The organism is Pseudomonas sp. OF001 (genome assembly GCF_904426495.1).
In the GTDB taxonomy this organism is placed as follows: Bacteria; Pseudomonadota; Gammaproteobacteria; order Pseudomonadales; family Pseudomonadaceae; genus Geopseudomonas.
The window spans coordinates 1-20778 of sequence record NZ_CAJGBM010000029.1; the positions used below are offsets into that span (position 1 = coordinate 1).

Here is a 20778-nt window from a genome sequence, read left to right on the forward strand (position 1 = left end):
TGTTAGGCCTGCCGCCAGCGTTCAATCTGAGCCATGATCAAACTCTTCAGTTCAAATCAATTCGGGTTTTGAGAAAACCCTAAACTTGGCTCAGCAATCGCAAAAAACTCTCGAATTCACGAGTGTTACTTGTGATGCTGATAATCTTGCGACTGTCAGTCTTACCTCACAAGCACCCACACGAATTGCTTGATTCAACTTGTTAAAGAGCGTTTCGATCGATTCACTCAGCGCTTCCGCTTCGTCTCAACCGAGGCCGCGCATTCTACAGCAGCCTTTCAACCTGTCAAGCGTTTTTCGAAAATTTTCTTTTCAAATCAACCACTTGCGCTTCAGCGAAGAACTCGACCACCGAAGCGAGGGAGATGAATCATACAGCAACCAGAGCCGCTGTCAACACCTCCGAACAACGCGCCTTCAACCCGGAGACTGACGACGCCGCAGGAAAGCAACCCTGCACTTCCACCACCACCCCGATCCAAGCACTTGATTTACAAGGCTTTTCGATCAGCTTGCCGCTGGAAGTGGGGCGCATTATAGAGACATCGGCGATGACGTCAACGCCTTTTTTGCCCGGATTCACTCGGAACGCAGCGTGACCCGCGCATAGGCCTTCTTGCCTGCCTGACACACGTAGCTATTGCCCGGCACAAAGAGGAAGTCGCGATCCACCACGACACCGCCCACCTTCACGCTGCCTGCATTGAGCATGTCGCGCGCTGTGGCTGCGTTCTTGGCCAGCCCCGCCCTGTTCAGCAACGTCGCCACCGGCATCGGCTCGGCCGAAACCAGTTCGACTTCCGGCAGATCCTCGGGCAGCTCACCATCCTTGAGGCGGTTACCCGCGGAGCGATGCGCACTGGCCGCAGCGTCCTCGCCATGGAAGCGCGCCACGATCTCCTCGGCCAGCTTGATCTTGATGTCGCGCGGATTGGCGCCGCGCTCGACATCGCGACGGAATTCGTCGATCTCGCCCATCGGCCGGAAGCTCAGCAGCTCGAAGTAGCGCCACATCAGGGTGTCGGGAATGGACACCAGCTTGCCGTACATGACGCCGGGGGCTTCCTGGATGCCGATGTAGTTGCCCAGCGACTTGGACATCTTCTTCACCCCATCCACGCCCTCGAGCAGCGGCATGGTCAGGATGACCTGCGACTCCTGGCCGTAGGCCCGCTGCAGCTCGCGCCCCATCAGCAGGTTGAACTTCTGGTCAGTGCCACCCAGCTCGACGTCAGCGCGCAGCGCCACGGAGTCGTAACCCTGCACCAGCGGATAGAGGAACTCATGGATGGCGATCGACTGGTTGCCGGTGTAGCGCTTGTGGAAGTCGTCGCGCTCGAGCATGCGCGCCACGGTGTACTGCGAGGCCAGGCGGATGAAGTCGGCCGGCGACAGCTGATCCATCCAGGTGGAGTTGAAGGCCACCTCGGTCTTCGCCGGATCGAGGATCTTGAACACCTGAGCCTTGTAGGTCTCGGCATTCTCCAGCACCTGCTCGCGAGTCAGCGGCGGGCGGGTGGCATTCTTGCCACTGGGGTCGCCGATCATCCCGGTGAAGTCACCGATCAGGAAGACCACCTGATGCCCCAGCTCCTGAAACTGGCGCAGCTTGTTGATGAGAACGGTGTGCCCCAGGTGCAGATCCGGCGCGGTCGGATCGAAGCCGGCCTTGATTCGCAGCGGCTGGCCGCGCTGCAGCTTGGCCACCAGTTCCGCCTCGACCAGAATCTCCTCTGCACCGCGCTTGATCAGCGCCAGCTGCTCTTCGACCGACTTCATGAAGCTGCCCATACCGACATGAAAAAAGGGGCAGCCACGATACAAGATCGAACGGAATTTACAAAGTCCGCCCAGCCGCAGCCGGGCAGAGCTCTCAAACCCGACGCGTCACATTGCCTCGAAGATCGTTTGGTTATATTTTAGGCGGTTATTACACCCCAAAGACCCCTACCCACCATGACGGATTCGTCCAGGAACACACCCCCGTACCCGAAGAGCCACCTGCTGGCGGCGAGCGGGATTGCGGCGCTGCTGAGCCTGACCCTGCTGGTGTTTCCCAGCAGCCAGGTAGAAGCCAAGAAGACCCTGCTGCCCCTCGATTTCGAGAACAGCGCCAGCATGCTGGTCGAAGAAAAGGACGCTCCCACCGCCGAACCGGTCACTTCCGCCGATGCCGAAGAGATCGTCCCCAGCCAAGCGGTGGCCAGCGCCCCCGAACCGGAGCAGGCGCGCGAGGTCAAGGTCACCGTCGCCAATGGCGACACCCTGTCCAGTATCTTCGCCAAGGCCGGCCTGCCGGGCGACACCCTGCACGACCTGCTGGGCAGCAGCCGCGAAGCCCGCCAACTGACCCAGATCAAGCCGGGCCAGGTCTTCCACGTCACCCGCGACGAGCAGGGCGGCCTCGAATCCCTGACTTCGCGCCTGAGCCAACTGGAAAGCGTGCATGTCACCCGCACAGCCAAGGGCTTCAGCGTCAAGCGCGAGCTGATCAAGCCGAGCATCCGCCAGGCCTACGCCCATGGCGTGATCGACAGCTCGCTGTTCGCCGCCACCCAGCGCGCTGGCCTCCCGCACCGCCTGGCCATGGACCTGGCGAAGATCTTCGACTATGACATCGACTTCGCCCTCGACCTGCGCGAGGGCGACGAATTCGAGGTGATCTACGAGGAGAAGCAGGTCGATGGCAAGAAAGTCGGCAGCGGCGACATCCTTGCCGCCCGCTTCACCAACCGCGGCAAGCTGTACACCGCCGTGCGCTACACCGACCGCCAGGGCAAGCGTACCTATTACCGCGCGGATGGCAGCAGCATGCGCAAGGCCTTCATCCGCACCCCGGTCGACTTCGCCCGGATCAGCTCGCGCTTTTCCAACGGTCGCCGCCACCCGGTGCTGAACAAGATCCGTGCCCACAAGGGGGTCGACTACGCCGCCCCCACCGGTACGCCGATCAAGGCCACCGGCGACGGCAAGGTCATTCTCGCCGGCCGCAAGGGCGGCTATGGCAACACCGTGATCATCCAGCACGGCCAGCGCTACCGTACGCTCTACGCGCACATGAACGGCTTCGCCAAGGGCATGCGCAACGGCAGCCAGGTCAGCCAGGGTCAGGTCATCGGCTATGTCGGCACCACCGGGCTGTCCACCGGACCGCACCTGCACTACGAGTTCCAGGTCAACGGCACGCACGTCGACCCGCTGAGTCAGAAGCTGCCGATGGCCGATCCGCTGGCCGGCGCCGAGCGCAAGCGCTTCCTCCAGCAGACCCAGCCCCTGCTGGCCCGCATGGACCAGGAGCGCAACACGCTGCTGGCGCTGAACAGGCAGTAGGCCATGGCGTTCTATATCGGCGTGATGTCCGGCACCAGCCTGGACGGGCTGGACGTCGCCCTGATCGAGCAGGAGCAGACCACCCGCCTGCTTGCCGCCCACTACACGCCCATGCCGGCCGACCTCGGCCGGCAGCTGCTTGAGTTGTGCCGCAGCGGGCCCGACGAGATCGTCCGTGGCGCCCTGGCCGAGCAGCAGTGGGCCGAGCTCGCCGCCCAGGCGATCAGCTTCCTGCTGCTGCAGGAAGGCCTTGACCCTCGGCAGATCCGAGCCATCGGCAGCCACGGCCAGACCGTGCGCCACGAGCCGCAGCGCGGCTTCACCGTGCAGATCGGCAACCCGGCCCTGCTCGCCGAGCTCACCGGCATCAGCGTGGTCGCCGACTTCCGCCGCCGTGACGTCGCCGCAGGCGGCCAGGGAGCGCCGCTGGTACCGGCCTTCCATGCCGCCCTGTTCGGCAGCGAGCGGCCACGCGCCATCCTCAATGTCGGCGGCTTCAGCAACCTGACCCTGCTCGCCCCGCAGCAGCCGGTGCGCGGCTTCGACTGCGGCCCGGGCAACGTGCTGCTGGACGCCTGGATCCAGCGCCAGCACGGCGAGCCCTTCGACCGCGACGGCGCCTGGGCGGCCAGCGGGACGGCGGACCCGGCGCTGCTGCAGCAGTTGCTGGCCGACGACTACTTCAGCCTGCGCGGCCCGAAGAGCACCGGCCGCGAGCGCTTCAACCTCGACTGGCTGCTGGACCAGCTGCAGACGCAGCCGCCAGTGGCAGCAGCCGACGTGCAGGCCACCCTGCTCGAGCTGACCGCACGCAGCATCGCCGCCGCCCTCAAGGACAGCCTGCCGGACGCGGAGGAACTGCTGGTCTGCGGCGGCGGCGCCCACAACCGGCGCCTGATGCAGCGCCTCGCCGAGCTGTTGCCGACCTGCACCGTGGCCGATACCGACAGCCGGGGGCTGCCGGCCGACTGGATCGAGGCAATGGCCTTCGCCTGGCTGGCGCACTGCTGCCTGGAAGGCATCCCGGGCAACTGCCCGGAGGTCACCGGCGCGCGCGACCGGCGCATCCTCGGCGCCATCTATCCGGCCTGAGGCGCACAAACGAAAACGCCGCGCGAAAGCGCGGCGTCTTACGCTGCGGCGTCCTCAGATCGAGAACGACTGACCGCAACCGCAGGTGGTGCTGGCGTTGGGGTTCTTGATCACGAAGCGCGAGCCTTCCAGGCCTTCCTGGTAGTCCACCTCGGCGCCCGCCAGATACTGGAAGCTCATCGGGTCGACCACCAGGCTGACGCCGTCGCGCTCGACTACAGTATCGTCCTCGGCCTGCTCCTCGTCGAAGGTGAAGCCGTACTGGAAGCCCGAGCAGCCACCGCCGGTGACGAATACCCGCAGCTTGAGGCGGGGATTGCCCTCCTCCTCGATCAGACTCTTCACCTTGTTGGCCGCCCCCTGAGTGAACTGCAGCGGGGTGGGGGTGAAGGTTTCAATGCTCATGTCCGGAACTCCAGGCGCGTGGCCGTCTTGCAGCACAGTGGCGCGCATTATCGCTCACCGAGCGGAACGGTCAACTATTCTGCCGCGGCCTTGGCCGCAAGCGGTGGGCGCAGCCCAAGCTGCGCATCGGTTTGTCGATCAAGACGCCTACTGCAGCTCGGCCCAGCGGAAACTGCGCTCCAGCGGCAGGCGCTGCCCCTTGACCCGGGCCCGCAGCCGCACTTCGAGCGGCTCGAAGCCTTCGGGCAATACCAGTTCGGCAAACTGCCCGCCCTCGGGAATCGCCTGGAAATGGCGGAAGGCGAACGGCAGCCCCTCGGCGGGCACCGTCTCGGCCAGCGTCGTCAAGGGCAGGTTGCGGCTGCGACCGCCCTGGCGACCGCGCAGCTCGACCAGCAGGGTGCCCTCCAGCGGTCGCTCGTCCGGACCGACCCGGCTGAGCAGGATCTGGAAGCGGAAGCGGCGCGGATCGTCGGTACTCTGCAGCTGGAAGGCGCGGATGCGCAAGCCCTCGCGGCGGCTGTCCGGGGCCAGCACCTCCTTGTAGGTGGCCAGCTCCTGCTGCAGCTGGAACACCTGCTCCTCCAGCAGCTTGATGGTCTGCCGGTTCTGCTCGCCGGCCTGGCGAGCCAGCTGTTCCCCGCTCTCCATCACCGCCAGCTGGCGGCGCAACTGCTCCAGCTCGACCGTGCGCAACTGCAGCTGCTCGGCCTGCACGCGGGCCTGTTCGAGACGCACGGCGAGCTGGCGCTGGCTCTGCCAGTGTCCCGCATAGAACGCCGCCGGCAGCGCCAGCAGCAGCGCGAGGGGCGCCAGGCGCCGCATGGCGGCCCCCGGAGCGCCCCCGCGCCAGGAGTCCATCAGGGCAGCAGCGCCGCGTGCGACAGACCCATCCGCTCGTCGAGGCCGAACAGGATGTTCATGTTCTGCACCGCCTGGCCGGAGGCGCCCTTGACCAAGTTGTCGATCACCGACAGCACCACCACCAGGTCGCCGTCCTGCGGCCGGTGCACGGCGATGCGGCAGACGTTGGCGCCGCGCACGCTGCGGGTTTCCGGATGGCTGCCGGCCGGCATCACGTCGACGAACGGCTCGCCGGCGTAGCGCTGCTCGAACAGCGCCTGCAGGTCGACGCTGCGGTCGGCCACGCGCGCGTAGAGGGTGGCATGGATGCCGCGGATCATCGGCGTCAGGTGCGGCACGAAGGTCAGGCCGACCTCGCCGCCGGCAGCGCGGCGCAGGCCCTGGCGGATCTCCGGCAGGTGGCGGTGGCCCTTGACTGCGTAGGCCTTCATGCTCTCGCCGGCCTCGCAGAGCAGCGAGCCGACGCTGGCGCCGCGGCCGGCACCGCTGACCCCGGACTTGCAGTCGGCGATCAGGCTGGCAGCGTCGGCCAGACCGGCTTCCAGCAGCGGGATCAGGCCGAGCTGGGTGGCGGTCGGGTAGCAGCCCGGCACGGCGATCAGGCGCGCGCCCTTGATCGCCTCGCGGTTGACCTCGGGCAGGCCGTAGACGGCTTCCGGGAGCAGCGCCGGCGCGCCGTGGGGCTGGCCGTACCACCGGGCCCATTCCTCGGCATCCTGCAGGCGGAAGTCGGCGGACAGGTCGATCACCCGGGTGCCGGTGGCCAGCAGCTCGCCGGCCAGGGCATGGGCGACGCCGTGCGGGGTGGCGAAGAACACCACGTCGCAGGCGCCCAGGCGCGCCACGTCCGGCACGCTGAAGCGCAGCTCGTCGTAGTGACCGCGCAGGTTGGGGTACATGTCGGCGACGCGCACGCCCTCCTCCGAGCGCGAGGTGATCACCTCCACCTGCGCCTGCGGATGCTGGGCCAGCAGACGCAGCAACTCCACACCGGTGTACCCGGTACCCCCAACAATGCCGACCTTGATCATCTCGTGTCCCCGCAGGCCATCTGTGGAAAATATAGTGCGCCATGATAAGGCCGCGGCCCGGCCCGGCCAACCGCGGGATGACGGGGCGCCCGCGCTGCGACTACCATCGGCGCCGATCTCACGCAAAAGGACTCCCGCATGCTCTACCTGTGGCTCAAGGCCCTGCACATCATCGCCGTCGTCTGCTGGTTCGCCGGCCTGTTCTACCTGCCGCGCCTGTTCGTCTACCACGCGATGAGCGAGGACGCGCCCAGCCGCGAGCGCTTCTGCGTGATGGAGCGCAAGCTGTACCGCGGCATCATGACCCCGTCGATCATCGCCACCCTGGTGTTCGGCATCTGGATGCTGGTGCTCAACCCCGGCCTGTTCGCCGGCGGCGGCTGGCTGCACGCCAAGCTGACCCTGGTGGCCCTGCTGATCGGCTACCATCACTGGTGCGGTGCCCTGCTCAAGCGCTTCGCCCGCGGCGAGAACCGCCACGGCCACGTGTTCTACCGCTGGTTCAACGAGGTGCCGGTGCTGTTCCTGCTGGCCATCGTCATCCTGGTGGTGGTCAAGCCGTTCTGAGGCCTGCCAGCGGCGCCCGCTCGGGGGTACACTGCGCGCCCCGCGCCGCCGGCGCCCGGCCATGGAGACCCCGAATGCCCCGTTATGCCCTGATCACCGGCGCGTCCAGCGGCATCGGCCTGGCCCTGGCCGAAGCCCTGGCGCGCCGCGGGCACGCCCTGATCCTGGTCGCCCGCGAGCGCCCGGCGCTGGAAAGCATCGCCTGCGAGCTGAGCCAGCGCTTCGGCGTCGAGGTGATGTTCCGCGTCTGCGACCTGACCGAGCCGCTGCAGCTGTCCGGCCTGCTCTACGAGCTGGAGCAGTGCGACTACCAGATCGAGCTGCTGGTCAACAACGCCGGCGCCGCCTGCGCCGGCAGCTTCCTCGAGCAGGACTGGCAGCGCGAGCGCAAGCTGCTGGAACTCAACGTGTTCGCCCTGTCGCGCCTGTGCCACGCCCTCGGCAACGCCATGGCCCGCCGCGGCGGCGGGCAGATCCTCAACGTCGCCTCGCTGGCCGCGTTCCAGCCGGGTCCCTGGCTGAGCAGCTACTACGCCAGCAAGGCCTTCGTCCTGCACTTCTCCGAGGCCCTCGGCGAGGAGCTGCGCGGGCTCGGCGTGCAGGTCGCAGCGCTGTGCCCCGGTCCGGTGCGCACACCGTTCTGGCGCAACGCGCGCCTGGACATGCGCCCGCTGAAGAACAGCCCCTGGCTGATGAACGCCGAGCAACTGGCCCTGCTGGCCCTGCAGGGACTGGACCGCGGCCAGACGGTGATCGTGCCCGGCTGGCGCAACCGCCTGCTGGCGATCGCCGCCCAGCTCGCCCCGCGGGCGCTGGCGCGACGCCTGGCGGCCCGCCTCAACCGGCGCCTGCTGCCGCACTAGTCGGCACGCACCGTGCGCTCGGCGGCCCAGGCGCGCAGCGCCGCCAGCTCCTCGGCCATCACCACCGACAGCGGCGCGGTCTGCTGCAGGGTGGCGAGCAGCAGCGCCTGATCCACCGCACACTGCCGGGCCTGCGCCGCATACAGGGCGCTGACCACCGCCTGCTCGATCTCCGCCCCGGAAAAGCCCGTGCTGGCCGCGGCCAGCAGCGCCAGGTCGAACTGCTCCGGCGCCAGCTCGCGGCGCGCCAGGTGGATGCGGAAGATCTCGGCGCGCGCCGCCTCGGCGGGCAGGTCGACGAAGAACAGCTCGTCGAAGCGCCCCTTGCGCACCAGCTCCGGCGGCAGCCGGTGGATGGCGTTGGCGGTGGCGACCAGGAACACCGGCGCCCTGCGCTCGGCCATCCAGGTCAGCAGGGTGCCGAGCACCCGCTGGCTGACCCCGCCGTCGTGCTCGCCGCTGGCCAGCCCCTTCTCGATCTCGTCCATCCACAGCACGCAGGGCGCCATCTGCTCGGCCATCTTCAGCGCCTCGCGCAGGTTGCGTTCGGTTTCGCCGAAGTACTTGTTGTACAGGCAGGCGAAGTCCAGGCGCAGCAGCGGCAGGCCCCACAGCCCGGCCACCGCCTTGGCCGCCAGGCTCTTGCCGCCGCCCTGCACACCGACCAGCAGCACGCCGCGCGGCCGGTCGGCCGCTGCGGCGGCGAAGAAGGCATCGCGGCGCTCGCCCAGCCAGCGCTTGAGGTTGTCCAGGCCGCCGACGTCGGCGAAACGCGCGGTCTCGTACTCGAAGCCGAGCACGCCGTCCATGTCCAGCAGCTGGAAACGCGCACGATTGAGCTCGGGCAGATCGTCCTGGGTGATGGCGCCGTCGTTGCAGATCACGTTGCGCGCCAAGAGGCGCGCCTCGGCATGGGCCAGGCCGCGCAGGTTCTTCACCAGCTGCTGCAGGGTGCGGTTGTCGGTACGTACCCGCGCGCCCTGGTTGCGCTCGCTCCAGCGCTGCGCTTCCTCGCGGACGATGGCCAGCAGCTCGTCCTCGCCGGGCAGCGCCAGGCTGAAGCGCGCCGCCAGCCGCTGCAGCTCGGCCGGCAGCTTGAGCGCATGGGAGACCAGCACCAGGGTCGGCCCCGGCTGCCCGGCGGCCATCGCCACCTCCTTGAGCAGGCGCACCAGGCGCGGGTTGTCGCCGAGGAACGGATGCAGGTCGCAGAACACGTAGAGGTTGGCGTGCGGATCGGCCTTGACCAGGCGCAGCGCCACCTCCGGCTCGCGGCTGTCGCCCTCGCCGAGCGGCTCGCCGCCGAAGCCCAGACGCTGCACGCCCTCGGTGACCGACCACAGGTACAGCCCGAGGCCACGGCGGACCGCCAGGCCGCTGAGGGTTTCCAGCACGCGCGGCTCGTCCCAGGACTCGACGACGATCAGGCGCACGCGCGAGTCGAGCACCAGGCCCAGGTCATGGATATCGTTCTTCACACGGACTCCTTGTGGGGTGGGCGGCGGCGGGCGCAGCCGGTAAACTCGGCCCATCCGCAACCAATGGAGAGACGCCTGTGGACTGCCTGTTCTGCAAGATCGTCAACGGCGACATTCCGGCGCGCAAGCTCTACGAGGACGACCAGGTGGTCGCCTTCCACGACATCGCTCCGCAGGCGCCGGTGCATTTTCTCGTGATTCCGAAAAAGCACATAGCCACCCTTCACGATATCGGCGAAGAGGACAAGGCGCTGCTCGGCCACATCGTCCACACCGCCCAGCGTCTGGCCCGCGAGCAGGGCTGCGAGGAAGGCTTCCGCGTGGTGATGAACTGCAACGAGCAGGGCGGCCAGACCGTCTACCACATCCACATGCACGTGCTCGGCCAGCGTCAGATGCACTGGCCGCCGGGCTGATCGCACGCCCCCCTGATCCCGCGCAAGCCCGCCCGTACCGGCTTGCGCCAGACTTGCCGCCGTCGCCATTGCCGGAGGTCGCCATGACCAGCCAACGCCACTACTCCCCGGCCGATCGCCTGCTGCAGCAGGCCGACGCCGCCCTGCGCACCCTGCTGCCGTTCAGCGGCCAGCCGGGCCGCCCCTCGCCCGCCCGGAACAAGGACGAGGTCGAGCTCAACGAGGCCGAGGCCAAGCACGTCTGTGGCCTGATGCGCATCAACCACACCGGCGAGGTGTGCGCCCAGGCGCTCTACCAGGGCCAGGCGCTGACCGCGAAACTGCCGCAGGTGCGCCAGGCCATGGAGCAGGCCGCCGACGAGGAGATCGACCACCTGGCCTGGTGCGAGCAGCGCATCCGCGAACTGGGCGGCCGGCCCAGCCTGCTCAACCCGCTGTTCTACGGCCTGTCGTTCGGCATCGGCGCCGCCGCCGGGCTGGTCAGCGACCGGGTCAGCCTGGGCTTCGTCGCCGCCACCGAGGACCAGGTGGTCAAGCACCTCGACGAGCACCTGGCCCAGCTGCCGCCGGGCGATGCGCGCTCGCAGGCGATCCTCGAGCAGATGCGCGTGGACGAGCTGCAGCACGCCACCACCGCGCTGGATGCCGGCGGCCTGCGCTTCCCGGCGCCGGTCAAGGCCGGCATGACCCTGCTGTCCAGGGTGATGACCAAGGCTACCTACCGCCTCTGAAGCCGTAAGCCAAAAACGCGAAAGGGCACCCGAGGGTGCCCTTTCTGCTGCTGCGCGGCGATCTCAGTGCGGCATGTTGCGGCCGTAGAAGATCTCCAGCATCTCGTGACGCACGCGCTCTTCAACCTGGGCGCGCTGCTCGGCGGAGAGGTTGTTGGTAGCGTCGCCGAACAGGTAGTTGTCCAGATCGAAGTCCTTGAGCAGCATCTTGGTGTGGAACAGGTTCTCCTGGTACACGTTGACGTCGGTCATCTGGTACGCCTCCTTGGTGTCGTCGGAGAGGTACTTCTGGATCGAGTTGATCTCGTGGTCGATGAAGTGCTTCCTGCCCTCCACGTCGCGGGTGAAGCCGCGCACGCGGTAGTCGACGGTGACGATGTCCGAGTCGAACGAGTGGATCAGGTAGTTGAGCGCCTTCAGCGGCGAGATCACCCCGCAGGTCGACACGTCGATGTCGACACGGAAGGTGGCGATGCCTTCCACCGGATGGATCTCCGGATAGGTGTGCACCGTGATGTGGCTCTTGTCCAGGTGCGCCAGGATGGTTTCCTTGAGCGGACCCGGCGACTCCTCGATCTGGCTGTCGGTGGGCTCCACCGGCTGCTCGGAGATCAGGATGGTCACGCTGGCGCCCTGCGGATCGTAGTCCTGGCGGGCGATGTTGAGGATGTTGGCGCCGATGATCTCGACCACATCGGTGAGGATCTGCGTCAGGCGCTCGGCATCGTAGACCTCGTCGATGTACTGGACGTAGGCCTGCTGGTCTTCCGGCGTCTCGGCGTAGCAGATGTCGTAGATGTTGAAGCTCAAGGTCTTGGTCAGGTTGTTGAACCCATGGAGCTTGAGTTTGCTTTTCATCACCGTCGGTAACTCCCCAGGTGTATGCGGCGTTGCCGCGGTTATGGCATGCCCGTCAGCGGCGCGCGGCAGCTGCGTAGGACGGCTTGCACCTCTTCGCCAAGGCGGTGGCTATAAAGAAGGCGCCGCGCCATCCCTCGGGATCACGCGGCGCCTCTAAAAAAATAAGCGCGACATTATGCAGATGGCAGGCTCGCTCGCCTAGAGCCTGCCGGCAGATTGTGGCCGGACGGCTCAGGCGCCCAGCTCGACGATCTCGTAGCTGTGGCTGATCTCCACCCCGCCGCGCTCCAGCATGATCGACGCCGAGCAGTACTTCTCCGCCGACAGCTCGACCGCGCGCTTGACCTGGGCCTCCTTGAGGCCGCGGCCCTTGACCACGAAGCGCAGGTGGATCCTGGTGAACACCTTCGGCTCGCTTTCGGCACGCTCGGCCTCGAGGAAGGCCTCGCAGCTCTCCACCGCCTGGCGCGACTTCTTGAGGATGCTGACCACGTCGAAGCTGCTGCAGCCGCCGAGGCCGAGCAGCAGCATCTCCATCGGTCGCACGCCCAGGTTGCGCCCGCCGTGCTCGGGCGGGCCGTCCATCACCACCACATGGCCGCTGCCCGACTCGCCAAGGAACATGGCCTCGCCGGCCCACTGGATGCGTGCTTTCATCAGCCTGACTCCGTGCTCGGATAAAAGGGCGACAGTCTACCATAGCCCCAAGGCGCGGCTCTTTCGTCGAGTCTGTGTGATAGGCAACGCAATTTTCGGTTATTGTCGGGGCGCCGGCTGTTAAGCTGCAGGCGTAATGCTGGCACACTCGCTGATCGGAATAACGGATCCAGATACGGCCCGGCACCTTCGGGCTCATTCTTCCACCTTTAGGGACCGGGCATGGTTGCAATCAGCCTTACACCAAAGCTCAAGAACCTCGACAAGCTGCTGGCGCACTGTCACCGCCGCCGCTACACCGCCAAGAGCACCATCATCTATGCGGGCGACCGCTGCGAAACCCTGTTCTTCATCATCAAGGGCTCGGTGACCATCCTCATCGAGGACGACGACGGTCGCGAGATGATCATCGCCTACCTCAACCCCGGCGACTTCTTCGGCGAGATGGGCCTGTTCGACCGCGAAGGCCACGAGCAGGAGCGTAGCGCCTGGGTACGCGCCAAGACCGAGTGCGAGGTGGCCGAGATCAGCTACGCCAAGTTCCGCGAGCTGACCCAGCAGGACCCGGAGATCCTCTACACCCTCGGCAGCCAGCTGGCCGACCGCCTGCGCAAGACCACCCGCAAGGTCGGCGACCTGGCCTTCCTCGACGTCACCGGCCGGGTGGCGCGCACCCTGCTCGAGCTGTGCAAGCAGCCCGACGCCATGACCCACCCCGACGGCATGCAGATCAAGATCACCCGCCAGGAAATCGGCCGCATCGTCGGCTGCTCGCGCGAGATGGTCGGCCGCGTGCTCAAGTCCCTCGAGGAGCAGGGCCTGGTCAGCGTCAAGGGCAAGACCATGGTGGTGTTCGGCACCCGCTGAAGCCATCCGCCCCGAACGAAAAGGCCGTCCCCAGGGACGGCCTTTTGCATTGCGCGCGACGGATCAGCCCGGGAAGAACAGCCGGCGCAGCTCCTCGCCCGGCTCGGGCGCGCGCATGAACGCCTCGCCGACCAGGAAGCTCCAGACGTCGTGGCGCTCCATCAGCTCGACGTCGGCGCGGGCGAGGATGCCGCTCTCGGTGACCACCAGGCGGTCGGCCGGAATGCGCGGCAGCAGCTCCAGGGTGGTCTGCAGGCTGACCTCGAAGCTGTGCAGGTTGCGGTTGTTGATGCCCAGCAGCGGGGTATCCAGGTGCGTGAGGGCGCGCTCCAGCTCCGCGCCGTCGTGCACCTCGACCAGCACGTCCAGGTTCTGCTCCCTGGCCACCTGGGCCAGCTCGACCAGCTGGCCGTCGTCCAGGCAGGCGGCGATCAGCAGCACGCAGTCGGCGCCGATGGCGCGCGCCTCGATCACCTGGTAGGGATCGATCAGGAAATCCTTGCGGATCACCGGCAGCGCGCAGGCGGCGCGCGCCTGCTGCAGGTAGGCGTTGGCGCCCTGGAAGAAGTCCACGTCGGTGAGCACCGACAGGCAGGTGGCGCCGCCGGCCTGGTAGCTGGCGGCGATCTGCGCCGGGTCGAAGTCGGCGCGGATCACCCCCTTGCTCGGCGAGGCCTTCTTCACCTCGGCGATCACCGCAGGCCGGCGCTGCGCCGCCTGCTGCTGCAGGGCGCGGGCGAAGCCGCGCGGCGCGGAGGCCTCGCGTGCGCGCGCCTCCTGCTCGGCCAGGCTGACCTGGGCACGGGCCTCGGCGACTTCCTCGACCTTGCGGGCGACGATCCTTTCCAGCACGGTCGGTACGCTCATGCCTGGTTCTCCACTTTGAATACGTTGGTGAACGACGCCAGCTCGTCCATCTTCTCGCGGGCCAGGCCGGTGTGCAGGGCGTCGTGGGCCAGCTGCACGCCTTCCTTGAGGCTGGTGGCGTGATCGGCGGCGTACAGCGCCGCGCCGGCGTTGAGGATGATCATGTCGGCGGCCTTCTGGCCCGCCTCGGTGCGGCGCCGGCCGAGCGCGTCGCGGATCAGCTCCAGCGACTGCGCCGCGCCCTCGACGTTGAGACCGATCAGGCTCTGGCTCCTGATGCCGAAATCCTCCGGCTGGATCAGGTACTCGCTGACCACCCCGTCCTTGAGCTCGGCGACATGGGTCGGCGCGGCCAGGCTGACCTCGTCGAGGCCGTCCTGGGCATGCACCACCAGCACGTGCTGGCTGCCCAGGCGCTGCAGCACCTCGGCCAGCGGCCGGCACAGGGCCTTGGTGAACACGCCGAGCACCTGGTGGCGCACGCCGGCCGGGTTGGCCAGCGGGCCGAGCATGTTGAAGATGGTGCGCAGGCCCAGCTCGCGGCGCGCCGCGGCGGCGTGGCGCATGGCGCCGTGGTGGGCCGGGGCGAACATGAAGCCCACCCCCACGGTCTCGATGCAGCGCGCCACCTGCTCGGGGCTCAGGTCCAGGTAGATGCCCGCCGCCTCCAGCAGGTCGGCGCTGCCGCTCTTGCCGGACACCGCGCGGTTGCCGTGCTTGGCCACCTTGCCGCCGGCGGCGGCGACCACGAAGGCGGCCGCGCTGGAGACGTTGAAGATGTTCATGCCGTCGCCACCGGTGCCGCAGGTGTCGACCAGCCGCTCGGCGTCGATGGTCACCGGCGCGGCCAGCTCGCGCATCACCTGCACGGCGCCGACGATCTCGTCGATGGTCTCGCTCTTCATGCGCAGGCCCATCAGGAAGGCGCCGATCTGCGCGTCGGTGCACTGGCCGGTCATGATCAGGCGCATCACGTCCTGCATCTCGGCGGTGGACAGATCCAGCTGGTTGACCACCCGGTTGAGGGCTTCCTTGATGTCCATCAGCGCACGCCTCCGCTCTGCTTGAGGAAATTGGCCAGCAGCTCGTGGCCCTGCTGGGTGAGGATCGATTCGGGGTGGAACTGCACACCCTCGACGTTCAGCGTCCGGTGGCGCAGGCCCATGATCTCGTCGACGCTGCCGTCCTCGAACTGGGTCCAGGCGGTGATCTCCAGGCAGTCCGGCAGGCTCTCGCGGCGCACCACCAGCGAGTGGTAGCGGGTCACGGTGAGCGGATTGGCCAGGCCTTCGAACACGCCCTGGTCCTTGTGGAACACCGGGCTGGTCTTGCCGTGCATGGCCACGCGGGCGCGCACCACCTCGCCGCCGAACGCCTGGCCGATGCTCTGGTGGCCCAGGCAGACACCGAGCAGCGGCAGCCGGCCGGCGAACTCGCGGATCACCGCCAGCGACACGCCGGCCTCGTTGGGGGTGCAGGGGCCGGGGGAGACCACGATGCGCTCGGGATTCAGCGCGCGGATCTGCTCGACGCTCAGCTCGTCGTTGCGCACCACCTTGACCTCGGCGCCCAGCTCGCCGAAGTACTGCACCAGGTTGAAGGTGAAGGAGTCGTAGTTGTCGATCATCAGCAGCATGTCAGGTCCCCTTCACTCTGCACTTTGTTCGGCCAGGGCCACCGCGCGGAACATGGCGCGGCGCTTGTTGAGGGTTTCTTCCCACTCCAGGGTGGGCACCGAGTCGGCGACGATGCCGGCGCCGGCCTGCACGTGCAGCTCGCCGTCCTTGATCACCGCGGTGCGGATGGCGATGGCGGTGTCCATGTTGCCGTTCCACGCCAGGTAGCCCACCGCGCCGCCATAGACGCCGCGCTTGACCGGCTCCAGCTCGTCGATGATCTCCATGGCACGGATCTTCGGCGCCCCGGACAGGGTGCCGGCCGGCAGGATGGCGCGCAGCGCGTCCATCGCGCTGAGCTCGGGCTTCAGCTGGCCGGTGACGTTGGAGACGATGTGCATGACGTTGGAGTAGCGCTCGATGACCATCTGCTCGGTGACCCTCACCGAGCCGGTGGCGGAGACGCGGCCGACGTCGTTGCGGCCCAGGTCGATCAGCATCAGGTGCTCGGCCAGCTCCTTGCTGTCCGACAGCAGGTCCTTCTCCAGCGCCAGGTCGGCTTCCTCGCTCGCACCGCGCGGACGGGTGCCGGCGATCGGGCGCACGGTGACCAGACCGTCCTCGACGCGCACCAGCACCTCCGGCGAGCTGCCGACCACGTGGAAGTCGCCGAAGTTGAAGAAGTACATGTACGGCGTCGGGTTGATGGTGCGCAGCGCGCGGTACAGGTCGATCGGCGCGGCCTGGAACGGAATCGACATGCGCTGGGAGATCACCACCTGCATGCAGTCGCCGGCGAGGATGTACTCCTTGATGGCGCGCACCGCGCTCTCGAAGTCGTCGTGGCTGAAGCTGGAGCGGAACGCCGGCTCCGGGCCGAGCGGCGCGGCCAGGTCGACGCCCAGGCGCGGGGTGATCGGCTGGCGCAGGCGCGCCATCAGCGCCTCGAGACGGGCCAGGCCGGCCTCAAAGGCGCCGGCCTCGCTCGGATCGGCGAGCACGATGGCGTGCAGCTTGCCCGCCAGGTTGTCGAACACCACCACCGCATCGGAGACCATCAGCAGGATGTCCGGGGTGCCGATGGGATCGGGGTTGGGGCAGGCGCCGAGGCGCTGCTCGACGTAGCGCACGCTGTCGTAGCCGAAGTAGCCGACCAGGCCGCCGTTGAAACGCGGCAGGCCGGGCAGGGTCGGCACGTTGTAGCGCGCCTTGAACGCTTCGACGAAGGCCAGCGGGTCGGCGCAGTCGTGGGACTCGGTTTCCACGCCATCCACCGTCACCCGCGCCTGGTGGCCGTGCACGCGCAACACGGTGCGGCTCGGCAGGCCGATGATCGAGTAGCGGCCCCACTTCTCGCCACCCTGCACCGATTCGAGCAGGTAGGAGTTGGGCGCGTCGGCCAGTTTCAGGTAGATGGACAGCGGGGTGTCGAAGTCGGCGAGGGTTTCGCGGGCGAGCGGGATGCGGTTGTAGCCGGCAGCGGCCAAACGCAGGAATTCTTCACGGGTCATGATCAGCCTCGGGGCCTGGAAAACGGTCGGGATGCAAAGCGCGCCGGCGAGCCGGCCAGGGACGATGTCAGGCGCGCCAGCGCCAGCGGGCCAGAGCCTTGATGACTTTCATCCACAGTTTGCAGGTGACCACCACGAATCTGATCTCTATCGGCGGGTTTGCTACGGGTAGAGCCGCACACTAGCGCAGCGTCCCCGGTGACGCAAGCAACACGGGACAGTCCGCAGGGTGGATCGCCACCCCGCGGGCCATGCGCAGACCTCAGAACAGCTCGCGCAGGTCGTCGATCACCCGCGCCGGGTTCTCCAGAGAGATCGGCTCGCCGTGGTTGTAGCCGTAGCTCAGCGCCACGCAGGTCACCCCGGCGGCATGGGCGGCACGCACGTCGTTGCGCGAGTCGCCGACGAACAGCGCCTCCGTCGCCGGCACGCCGGCCTGCTCCATCACCCACAGCAACGCGGCCGGGTCGGGCTTCTGCTGCGGCAGGGTGTCGCCGCCGACCAGCCAGCGGAAGTAGCCGTCGAGGCCCTTGTCGGCCAGCAGTTCGGGCAGGAAGCGCGACGGCTTGTTGGTGACCAGCGCCAGCGCCACGCCCGCCTCGCGCAGCCGGTCGAGGGTCTCGACCACCCCGGGGTAGACACGGGTCAGCGCGTGGTTGTCGGCGTAGGCCTCCAGGAACAGCGCCAGCGCCCGTTCGGCCAGCGCCTCGTCGACGCCATCATGCTCGAGGCCGCCGGCCAGCGCGCGGCGCACCAGCACCCGCGCGCCGTTGCCGACCCACAGCCTCACCCGCTCGCGGCCGGCCGGCTCGCGGCCGAGGGCGGCGAGCGTGCGGTCGACCGCGGCGGCCAGGTCCGGCACCGAGTCGACCAGGGTGCCGTCGAGGTCGAACATCGCCAGGCGCGGCAGGCGCCCGGCGAACAGCCCGTGCAGCAGGCCCATGGGCGCCGCCGTCATCCGCGGACCCTGGCCAGTTCGGCGCGCATGGCGTCGATCACCGCCTTGTAGTCGGGCTGGTTGAAGATCGCCGAGCCGGCGACGAAGGTGTCGGCGCCGGCGGCGGCGATCTCGCCGATGTTGTTCACGTTGACCCCGCCGTCGATCTCCAGGCGGATCTCGCGGCCGCTGGCGTCGATCAGCGCGCGCGCCTCGCGCAGCTTGTCGAGGGTGCCGGGGATGAACTTCTGCCCGCCGAAGCCGGGGTTGACGCTCATCAGCAGGATCATGTCGACCTTGTCCATCACGTACTTCAGGCAGTCCAGCGGAGTGGCCGGATTGAACACCAGGCCGGCCTGGGCGCCGCCGTCCTTGATCAGCTGCAGGGAGCGGTCGATGTGCTCGCTGGCCTCGGGATGGAAGGTGATGTAGCTGGCGCCGGCCTCGAGGAAGTCGCCGATGATGCGGTCGACCGGCTTGACCATCAGGTGCACGTCGATCGGCGCGGTGATGCCGTACTTGCGCAGGGCGCCGCACACCATCGGGCCGATGGTCAGGTTGGGCACGTAGTGGTTGTCCATCACGTCGAAGTGGACGATGTCGGCGCCGGCGGCGAGGACGTTGTCGACCTCCTCGCCCAGGCGGGCGAAATCGGCGGACAGGATCGACGGGGCGATGGCGAAGGGCTGCATGGGTACCTCGGGGCAGGAAGCCGGAAAAGGCGAAGTTTCCCGCTTCATCCCGCCCCGGGCAAGGCTTGCCGGACGACCACGCCGCCCGGCGCGCGCCTCACGAGCCCTTGCGCCAGGCGGCGAAGCGCTGCTCCAGGGCCGGGCCGTGCCGGCTCCAGAACTCGGCGTCCATGCCCACCGCGCCGGCGATGTTCTGCGCGGCGGTGGGCAGCTCGCCCGCCACCTGCGGGCTGAGCAGCGCCAGCGCCTGGCGGTTGGTCGGGCCGTAGGCGATGCGCTCGGCCAGCGCCTTCTGCTGCTGCGGCTGGCTGGCGAAGGCGACGAAGCGCCGCGCCAGCTCGCCCTTCCACACGCCCCTGGGCAGCGCCCAGTAGTCGAAGTCGTAGATGCTGCCGCCCCACACCAGCGCCAGCGGCTGCTCGGCGCGCGCGGCGCTGACCCGGCCGTTGTAGGCGGCGCTCATCGCCACGCTGCCGTCGCGCAGGGCGCGGATCGGCTCCTCGCCGGTCTTCCACCAGCGGATGTGCGGCTTGAGTTCGTCGAGCTTGCGGAAGGCCCGCTCGACGCCCTCGGCGCTGCCCAGCACCCGGTAGACGTCGCGGGCCGCGACGCCGTCGGCCATCAGGGCGAACTCCAGGTTGTAGCGCGCGCCCTCGCGCAGGCCGCGCTTGCCGGGCAGGCGGCGGACGTCCCAGAAGTCGGCCCAGCCCTGCGGCGCCTGCGCCAGGCGCTGCGGGTCGTAGGCCAGGGCCATCGACCAGACGAAGATGCCGACCCCGCAGGGCTGCAGCGCGCCGGGCACGAAGTCGTCCGGACTGCCCGCCAGGCCGGGCTCGAGGCGCTCGAACAGGCCCTCCGCGCAGCCGCGCATCAGCTCGGGAGCCTCCACCTCGACCACGTCCCAGGAGACGTGGCTCTGCTCCAGCTGCTGCCTGAGCTTGGCGAGGTCGCCGTTGTAGGCGCGGTACACCACCGCATCGCCGGTGGCCTGCTTGAACGGCTCGTAGAAGGCCCCACGCTGCGCCTCCTGGCTGGCGCCGCCGAAGGAAACCACCGTCACGTAGTCGGCCAGCGCCGGGGCCGCCGCTCCGAACAGGGCGGCCAGCAGGCCGCCCTTGCACAGCTCTCGCATCGTCACATTCCTTATGTCCATGCCGCGCCTCACTCCGGCAGCTGGGTGCGCAGGTTCTCGCTGCGTCCGCGCAGCCACTCGAGGGTCAGCAGCATCACCACCGAGAAGCCGATCAGCAGGGTGGCGGCGGCGGCGATGGTCGGGCTGAGGTTCTCGCGGATGCCGCTGAACATCTGCCGCGGGATGGTCGCCTGCTCGGGGCCGGCGAGGAACAGGGTCACCACCACCTCGTCGAACGAGGTGGCGAAGGCGAACAGCGCCCCCGAGATCACCCCCGGCGCGATCAGCGGCAGGGTGACGCGGAAGAACGCGGTCAGCGGCGGCGCGCCGAGGCTGGCGGCGGCGCGTACCAGGTTCTGGTTGAAGCCCTGCAGGGTGGCGGTCACGGTGATGATCACGAAGGGCACGCCGAGCACCGCGTGCACCAGGATCAGCGAGATGTAGCTGTTGCCCAGGCCCAGCGGGGCGAAGAACAGGTAGCTGGCCACCGCGACGATCACCACCGGCACCACCATCGGCGAGATCAGGATGCCCATCAGCAGGGCCTTGCCGCGGAACTCGCCGCGGGTCAGGCCGATCGACGCCAGGGTGCCGAAGGTCATGGCCAGCACGGTGGCGGCCGGGGCGATGATCAGGCTGTTCTTCAGCGCGCGCAGCCACTCGGCGGTGGTGAAGAACTCCTCGTACCAGCGCAGCGAGAAGCCCTGCAGCGGGTAGACCAGGAAGGTGCCGGAGTTGAACGACAGCGGCACTATGACCAGCACCGGCAGGATCAGGAACAGCAGGATCAGGCCGCAGAGGGTGCGCAGGCTGTAGTACCAGATCCGCTCGACGGGCGACATGTACGGGCTCAGCATGACG

General features: G+C 68.2%; 22 protein-coding genes. 7 read left to right on the forward strand and 15 right to left on the reverse strand.

Annotated elements, in window-relative coordinates; genetic code table 11:
- Positions 1 to 579: 579 nt before the first annotated feature.
- Complete coding sequence (tyrS, locus tag RA210_RS15560) at positions 580 to 1779, reverse strand: tyrosine--tRNA ligase (RefSeq protein ID WP_201487221.1); 1200 nt, start codon at positions 1777 to 1779, stop codon at positions 580 to 582.
- A gap of 177 nt (positions 1780 to 1956) precedes the next feature.
- Here tyrS and RA210_RS15565 point away from each other — a divergent pair, with 177 nt between their 5' ends.
- Both RA210_RS15565 and RA210_RS15570 read left to right on the forward strand, forming a co-directional pair.
- A complete protein-coding gene (locus RA210_RS15565) occupies positions 1957 to 3330 on the forward strand; it encodes a peptidoglycan DD-metalloendopeptidase family protein (protein ID WP_201487222.1) in 1374 nt (457 codons plus the stop codon).
- A gap of 3 nt (positions 3331 to 3333) precedes the next feature.
- Positions 3334 to 4422, forward strand: a complete 1089-nt coding sequence (locus RA210_RS15570; RefSeq protein WP_201487223.1) for an anhydro-N-acetylmuramic acid kinase — start codon at positions 3334 to 3336, stop codon at positions 4420 to 4422.
- Positions 4423 to 4476: 54 nt separating this feature from the next.
- On the opposite strand, the gene erpA is transcribed toward RA210_RS15570, so the two are convergent.
- The 3 genes from erpA to argC all read right to left on the reverse strand — a co-directional run bounded on the left by erpA (position 4477) and on the right by argC (position 6722).
- The gene (gene erpA, locus RA210_RS15575) at positions 4477 to 4827 is read right to left on the reverse strand and encodes an iron-sulfur cluster insertion protein ErpA (RefSeq protein WP_136491579.1); all 351 of its coding nucleotides are present in this window, start codon (positions 4825 to 4827) and stop codon (positions 4477 to 4479) included.
- 147 nt (positions 4828 to 4974) lie between these two features.
- Positions 4975 to 5652 carry a DUF6776 family protein gene (locus RA210_RS15580; protein ID WP_201487224.1) on the reverse strand — a complete coding sequence of 226 codons (678 nt, stop codon included), beginning with the start codon at positions 5650 to 5652 and terminating at the stop codon, positions 4975 to 4977.
- A gap of 35 nt (positions 5653 to 5687) precedes the next feature.
- On the reverse strand, positions 5688 to 6722 hold the full coding sequence (argC, locus tag RA210_RS15585) for an N-acetyl-gamma-glutamyl-phosphate reductase (protein ID WP_201487225.1): 1035 nt from the start codon (positions 6720 to 6722) through the stop codon (positions 5688 to 5690).
- 138 nt (positions 6723 to 6860) lie between these two features.
- On the opposite strand from argC, the gene hemJ reads away from it, so the two are divergent.
- Entirely contained in the window at positions 6861 to 7289 is a 429-nt protein-coding gene (gene hemJ, locus RA210_RS15590) for a protoporphyrinogen oxidase HemJ (RefSeq protein ID WP_136491582.1), read from the forward strand.
- Between the two features lie 74 nt (positions 7290 to 7363).
- Positions 7364 to 8152 (forward strand): SDR family NAD(P)-dependent oxidoreductase, encoded by a 789-nt coding sequence (locus RA210_RS15595; protein WP_201487226.1) that lies wholly within the window; start codon positions 7364 to 7366, stop codon positions 8150 to 8152.
- Here RA210_RS15595 and RA210_RS15600 read toward each other — a convergent pair.
- Positions 8149 to 9630 carry an AAA family ATPase gene (locus RA210_RS15600; RefSeq protein WP_136489555.1) on the reverse strand — a complete coding sequence of 494 codons (1482 nt, stop codon included), beginning with the start codon at positions 9628 to 9630 and terminating at the stop codon, positions 8149 to 8151. The two genes, RA210_RS15595 and RA210_RS15600, sit on opposite strands and share 4 nt — an antisense overlap.
- Positions 9631 to 9707: 77 nt before the next feature.
- Here RA210_RS15600 and RA210_RS15605 point away from each other — a divergent pair, with 77 nt between their 5' ends.
- The gene (locus RA210_RS15605) at positions 9708 to 10046 is read left to right on the forward strand and encodes a histidine triad nucleotide-binding protein (protein WP_136489556.1); all 339 of its coding nucleotides are present in this window, start codon (positions 9708 to 9710) and stop codon (positions 10044 to 10046) included.
- 83 nt (positions 10047 to 10129) lie between these two features.
- Positions 10130 to 10777, forward strand: a complete 648-nt coding sequence (gene coq7, locus RA210_RS15610) for a 2-polyprenyl-3-methyl-6-methoxy-1,4-benzoquinone monooxygenase (RefSeq protein WP_136489557.1) — start codon at positions 10130 to 10132, stop codon at positions 10775 to 10777.
- Between the two features lie 63 nt (positions 10778 to 10840).
- Here the strand turns inward: coq7 and speD are convergent, their stop codons facing one another.
- Complete coding sequence (gene speD / locus RA210_RS15615; RefSeq protein WP_136489558.1) at positions 10841 to 11635, reverse strand: adenosylmethionine decarboxylase; 795 nt, start codon at positions 11633 to 11635, stop codon at positions 10841 to 10843.
- Positions 11636 to 11869: 234 nt separating this feature from the next.
- Positions 11870 to 12295 carry an OsmC family protein gene (locus RA210_RS15620; protein ID WP_201487227.1) on the reverse strand — a complete coding sequence of 142 codons (426 nt, stop codon included), beginning with the start codon at positions 12293 to 12295 and terminating at the stop codon, positions 11870 to 11872.
- A 222-nt stretch (positions 12296 to 12517) separates the two neighbouring features.
- On the opposite strand from RA210_RS15620, the gene crp reads away from it, so the two are divergent.
- Positions 12518 to 13162, forward strand: a complete 645-nt coding sequence (gene crp, locus RA210_RS15625; protein ID WP_136489560.1) for a cAMP-activated global transcriptional regulator CRP — start codon at positions 12518 to 12520, stop codon at positions 13160 to 13162.
- A 63-nt stretch (positions 13163 to 13225) separates the two neighbouring features.
- On the opposite strand, the gene trpC is transcribed toward crp, so the two are convergent.
- The 8 genes from trpC to RA210_RS15665 form a co-directional block, all read right to left on the reverse strand.
- Positions 13226 to 14029, reverse strand: coding sequence for an indole-3-glycerol phosphate synthase TrpC (gene trpC, locus RA210_RS15630; protein WP_201487228.1), 804 nt, complete (start codon positions 14027 to 14029; stop codon positions 13226 to 13228).
- Positions 14026 to 15072, reverse strand: coding sequence for an anthranilate phosphoribosyltransferase (trpD, locus tag RA210_RS15635; protein ID WP_201487229.1), 1047 nt, complete (start codon positions 15070 to 15072; stop codon positions 14026 to 14028). The genes trpC and trpD overlap by 4 nt, the downstream gene beginning before the upstream one ends.
- Positions 15072 to 15665 carry an aminodeoxychorismate/anthranilate synthase component II gene (locus tag RA210_RS15640; protein WP_136489563.1) on the reverse strand — a complete coding sequence of 198 codons (594 nt, stop codon included), beginning with the start codon at positions 15663 to 15665 and terminating at the stop codon, positions 15072 to 15074. The genes trpD and RA210_RS15640 overlap by 1 nt, the downstream gene beginning before the upstream one ends.
- 12 nt (positions 15666 to 15677) lie before the next feature.
- On the reverse strand, positions 15678 to 17156 hold the full coding sequence (gene trpE, locus RA210_RS15645) for an anthranilate synthase component I (RefSeq protein ID WP_201487230.1): 1479 nt from the start codon (positions 17154 to 17156) through the stop codon (positions 15678 to 15680).
- A gap of 262 nt (positions 17157 to 17418) precedes the next feature.
- On the reverse strand, positions 17419 to 18099 hold the full coding sequence (locus tag RA210_RS15650) for a phosphoglycolate phosphatase (RefSeq protein ID WP_201487231.1): 681 nt from the start codon (positions 18097 to 18099) through the stop codon (positions 17419 to 17421).
- An 11-nt stretch (positions 18100 to 18110) separates the two neighbouring features.
- Positions 18111 to 18785: a ribulose-phosphate 3-epimerase gene (gene rpe, locus RA210_RS15655; protein ID WP_201487232.1), complete on the reverse strand. Its 675-nt coding sequence runs from the start codon at positions 18783 to 18785 to the stop codon at positions 18111 to 18113.
- A 97-nt stretch (positions 18786 to 18882) separates the two neighbouring features.
- The gene (locus tag RA210_RS15660; RefSeq protein WP_201487233.1) at positions 18883 to 19917 is read right to left on the reverse strand and encodes an ABC transporter substrate-binding protein; all 1035 of its coding nucleotides are present in this window, start codon (positions 19915 to 19917) and stop codon (positions 18883 to 18885) included.
- 29 nt (positions 19918 to 19946) lie between these two features.
- Positions 19947 to 20774, reverse strand: a complete 828-nt coding sequence (locus RA210_RS15665) for an ABC transporter permease (RefSeq protein WP_201487234.1) — start codon at positions 20772 to 20774, stop codon at positions 19947 to 19949.
- Positions 20775 to 20778 lie beyond the last annotated feature (4 nt).

Excerpts from the sequence above, each read along its gene's own strand:
- tyrS (WP_201487221.1), bottom strand. The coding sequence starts at position 1,779 with ATGAAGTCGGTCGAAGAGCAGCTGGCGCTGATCAAGCGCGGTGCAGAG.
- RA210_RS15565 (WP_201487222.1), top strand. The coding sequence starts at position 1,957 with ATGACGGATTCGTCCAGGAACACACCCCCGTACCCGAAGAGCCACCTG.
- RA210_RS15570 (WP_201487223.1), top strand. The coding sequence starts at position 3,334 with ATGGCGTTCTATATCGGCGTGATGTCCGGCACCAGCCTGGACGGGCTG.
- erpA (WP_136491579.1), bottom strand. The coding sequence starts at position 4,827 with ATGAGCATTGAAACCTTCACCCCCACCCCGCTGCAGTTCACTCAGGGG.
- RA210_RS15580 (WP_201487224.1), bottom strand. The coding sequence starts at position 5,652 with ATGCGGCGCCTGGCGCCCCTCGCGCTGCTGCTGGCGCTGCCGGCGGCG.
- argC (WP_201487225.1), bottom strand. The coding sequence starts at position 6,722 with ATGATCAAGGTCGGCATTGTTGGGGGTACCGGGTACACCGGTGTGGAG.
- hemJ (WP_136491582.1), top strand. The coding sequence starts at position 6,861 with ATGCTCTACCTGTGGCTCAAGGCCCTGCACATCATCGCCGTCGTCTGC.
- RA210_RS15595 (WP_201487226.1), top strand. The coding sequence starts at position 7,364 with ATGCCCCGTTATGCCCTGATCACCGGCGCGTCCAGCGGCATCGGCCTG.
- coq7 (WP_136489557.1), top strand. The coding sequence starts at position 10,130 with ATGACCAGCCAACGCCACTACTCCCCGGCCGATCGCCTGCTGCAGCAG.
- speD (WP_136489558.1), bottom strand. The coding sequence starts at position 11,635 with ATGAAAAGCAAACTCAAGCTCCATGGGTTCAACAACCTGACCAAGACC.
- RA210_RS15620 (WP_201487227.1), bottom strand. The coding sequence starts at position 12,295 with ATGAAAGCACGCATCCAGTGGGCCGGCGAGGCCATGTTCCTTGGCGAG.
- crp (WP_136489560.1), top strand. The coding sequence starts at position 12,518 with ATGGTTGCAATCAGCCTTACACCAAAGCTCAAGAACCTCGACAAGCTG.
- trpC (WP_201487228.1), bottom strand. The coding sequence starts at position 14,029 with ATGAGCGTACCGACCGTGCTGGAAAGGATCGTCGCCCGCAAGGTCGAG.
- trpD (WP_201487229.1), bottom strand. The coding sequence starts at position 15,072 with ATGGACATCAAGGAAGCCCTCAACCGGGTGGTCAACCAGCTGGATCTG.
- RA210_RS15640 (WP_136489563.1), bottom strand. The coding sequence starts at position 15,665 with ATGCTGCTGATGATCGACAACTACGACTCCTTCACCTTCAACCTGGTG.
- trpE (WP_201487230.1), bottom strand. The coding sequence starts at position 17,156 with ATGACCCGTGAAGAATTCCTGCGTTTGGCCGCTGCCGGCTACAACCGC.
- RA210_RS15650 (WP_201487231.1), bottom strand. The coding sequence starts at position 18,099 with ATGGGCCTGCTGCACGGGCTGTTCGCCGGGCGCCTGCCGCGCCTGGCG.
- rpe (WP_201487232.1), bottom strand. The coding sequence starts at position 18,785 with ATGCAGCCCTTCGCCATCGCCCCGTCGATCCTGTCCGCCGATTTCGCC.
- RA210_RS15660 (WP_201487233.1), bottom strand. The coding sequence starts at position 19,917 with ATGCGAGAGCTGTGCAAGGGCGGCCTGCTGGCCGCCCTGTTCGGAGCG.
- RA210_RS15665 (WP_201487234.1), bottom strand. The coding sequence starts at position 20,774 with ATGCTGAGCCCGTACATGTCGCCCGTCGAGCGGATCTGGTACTACAGC.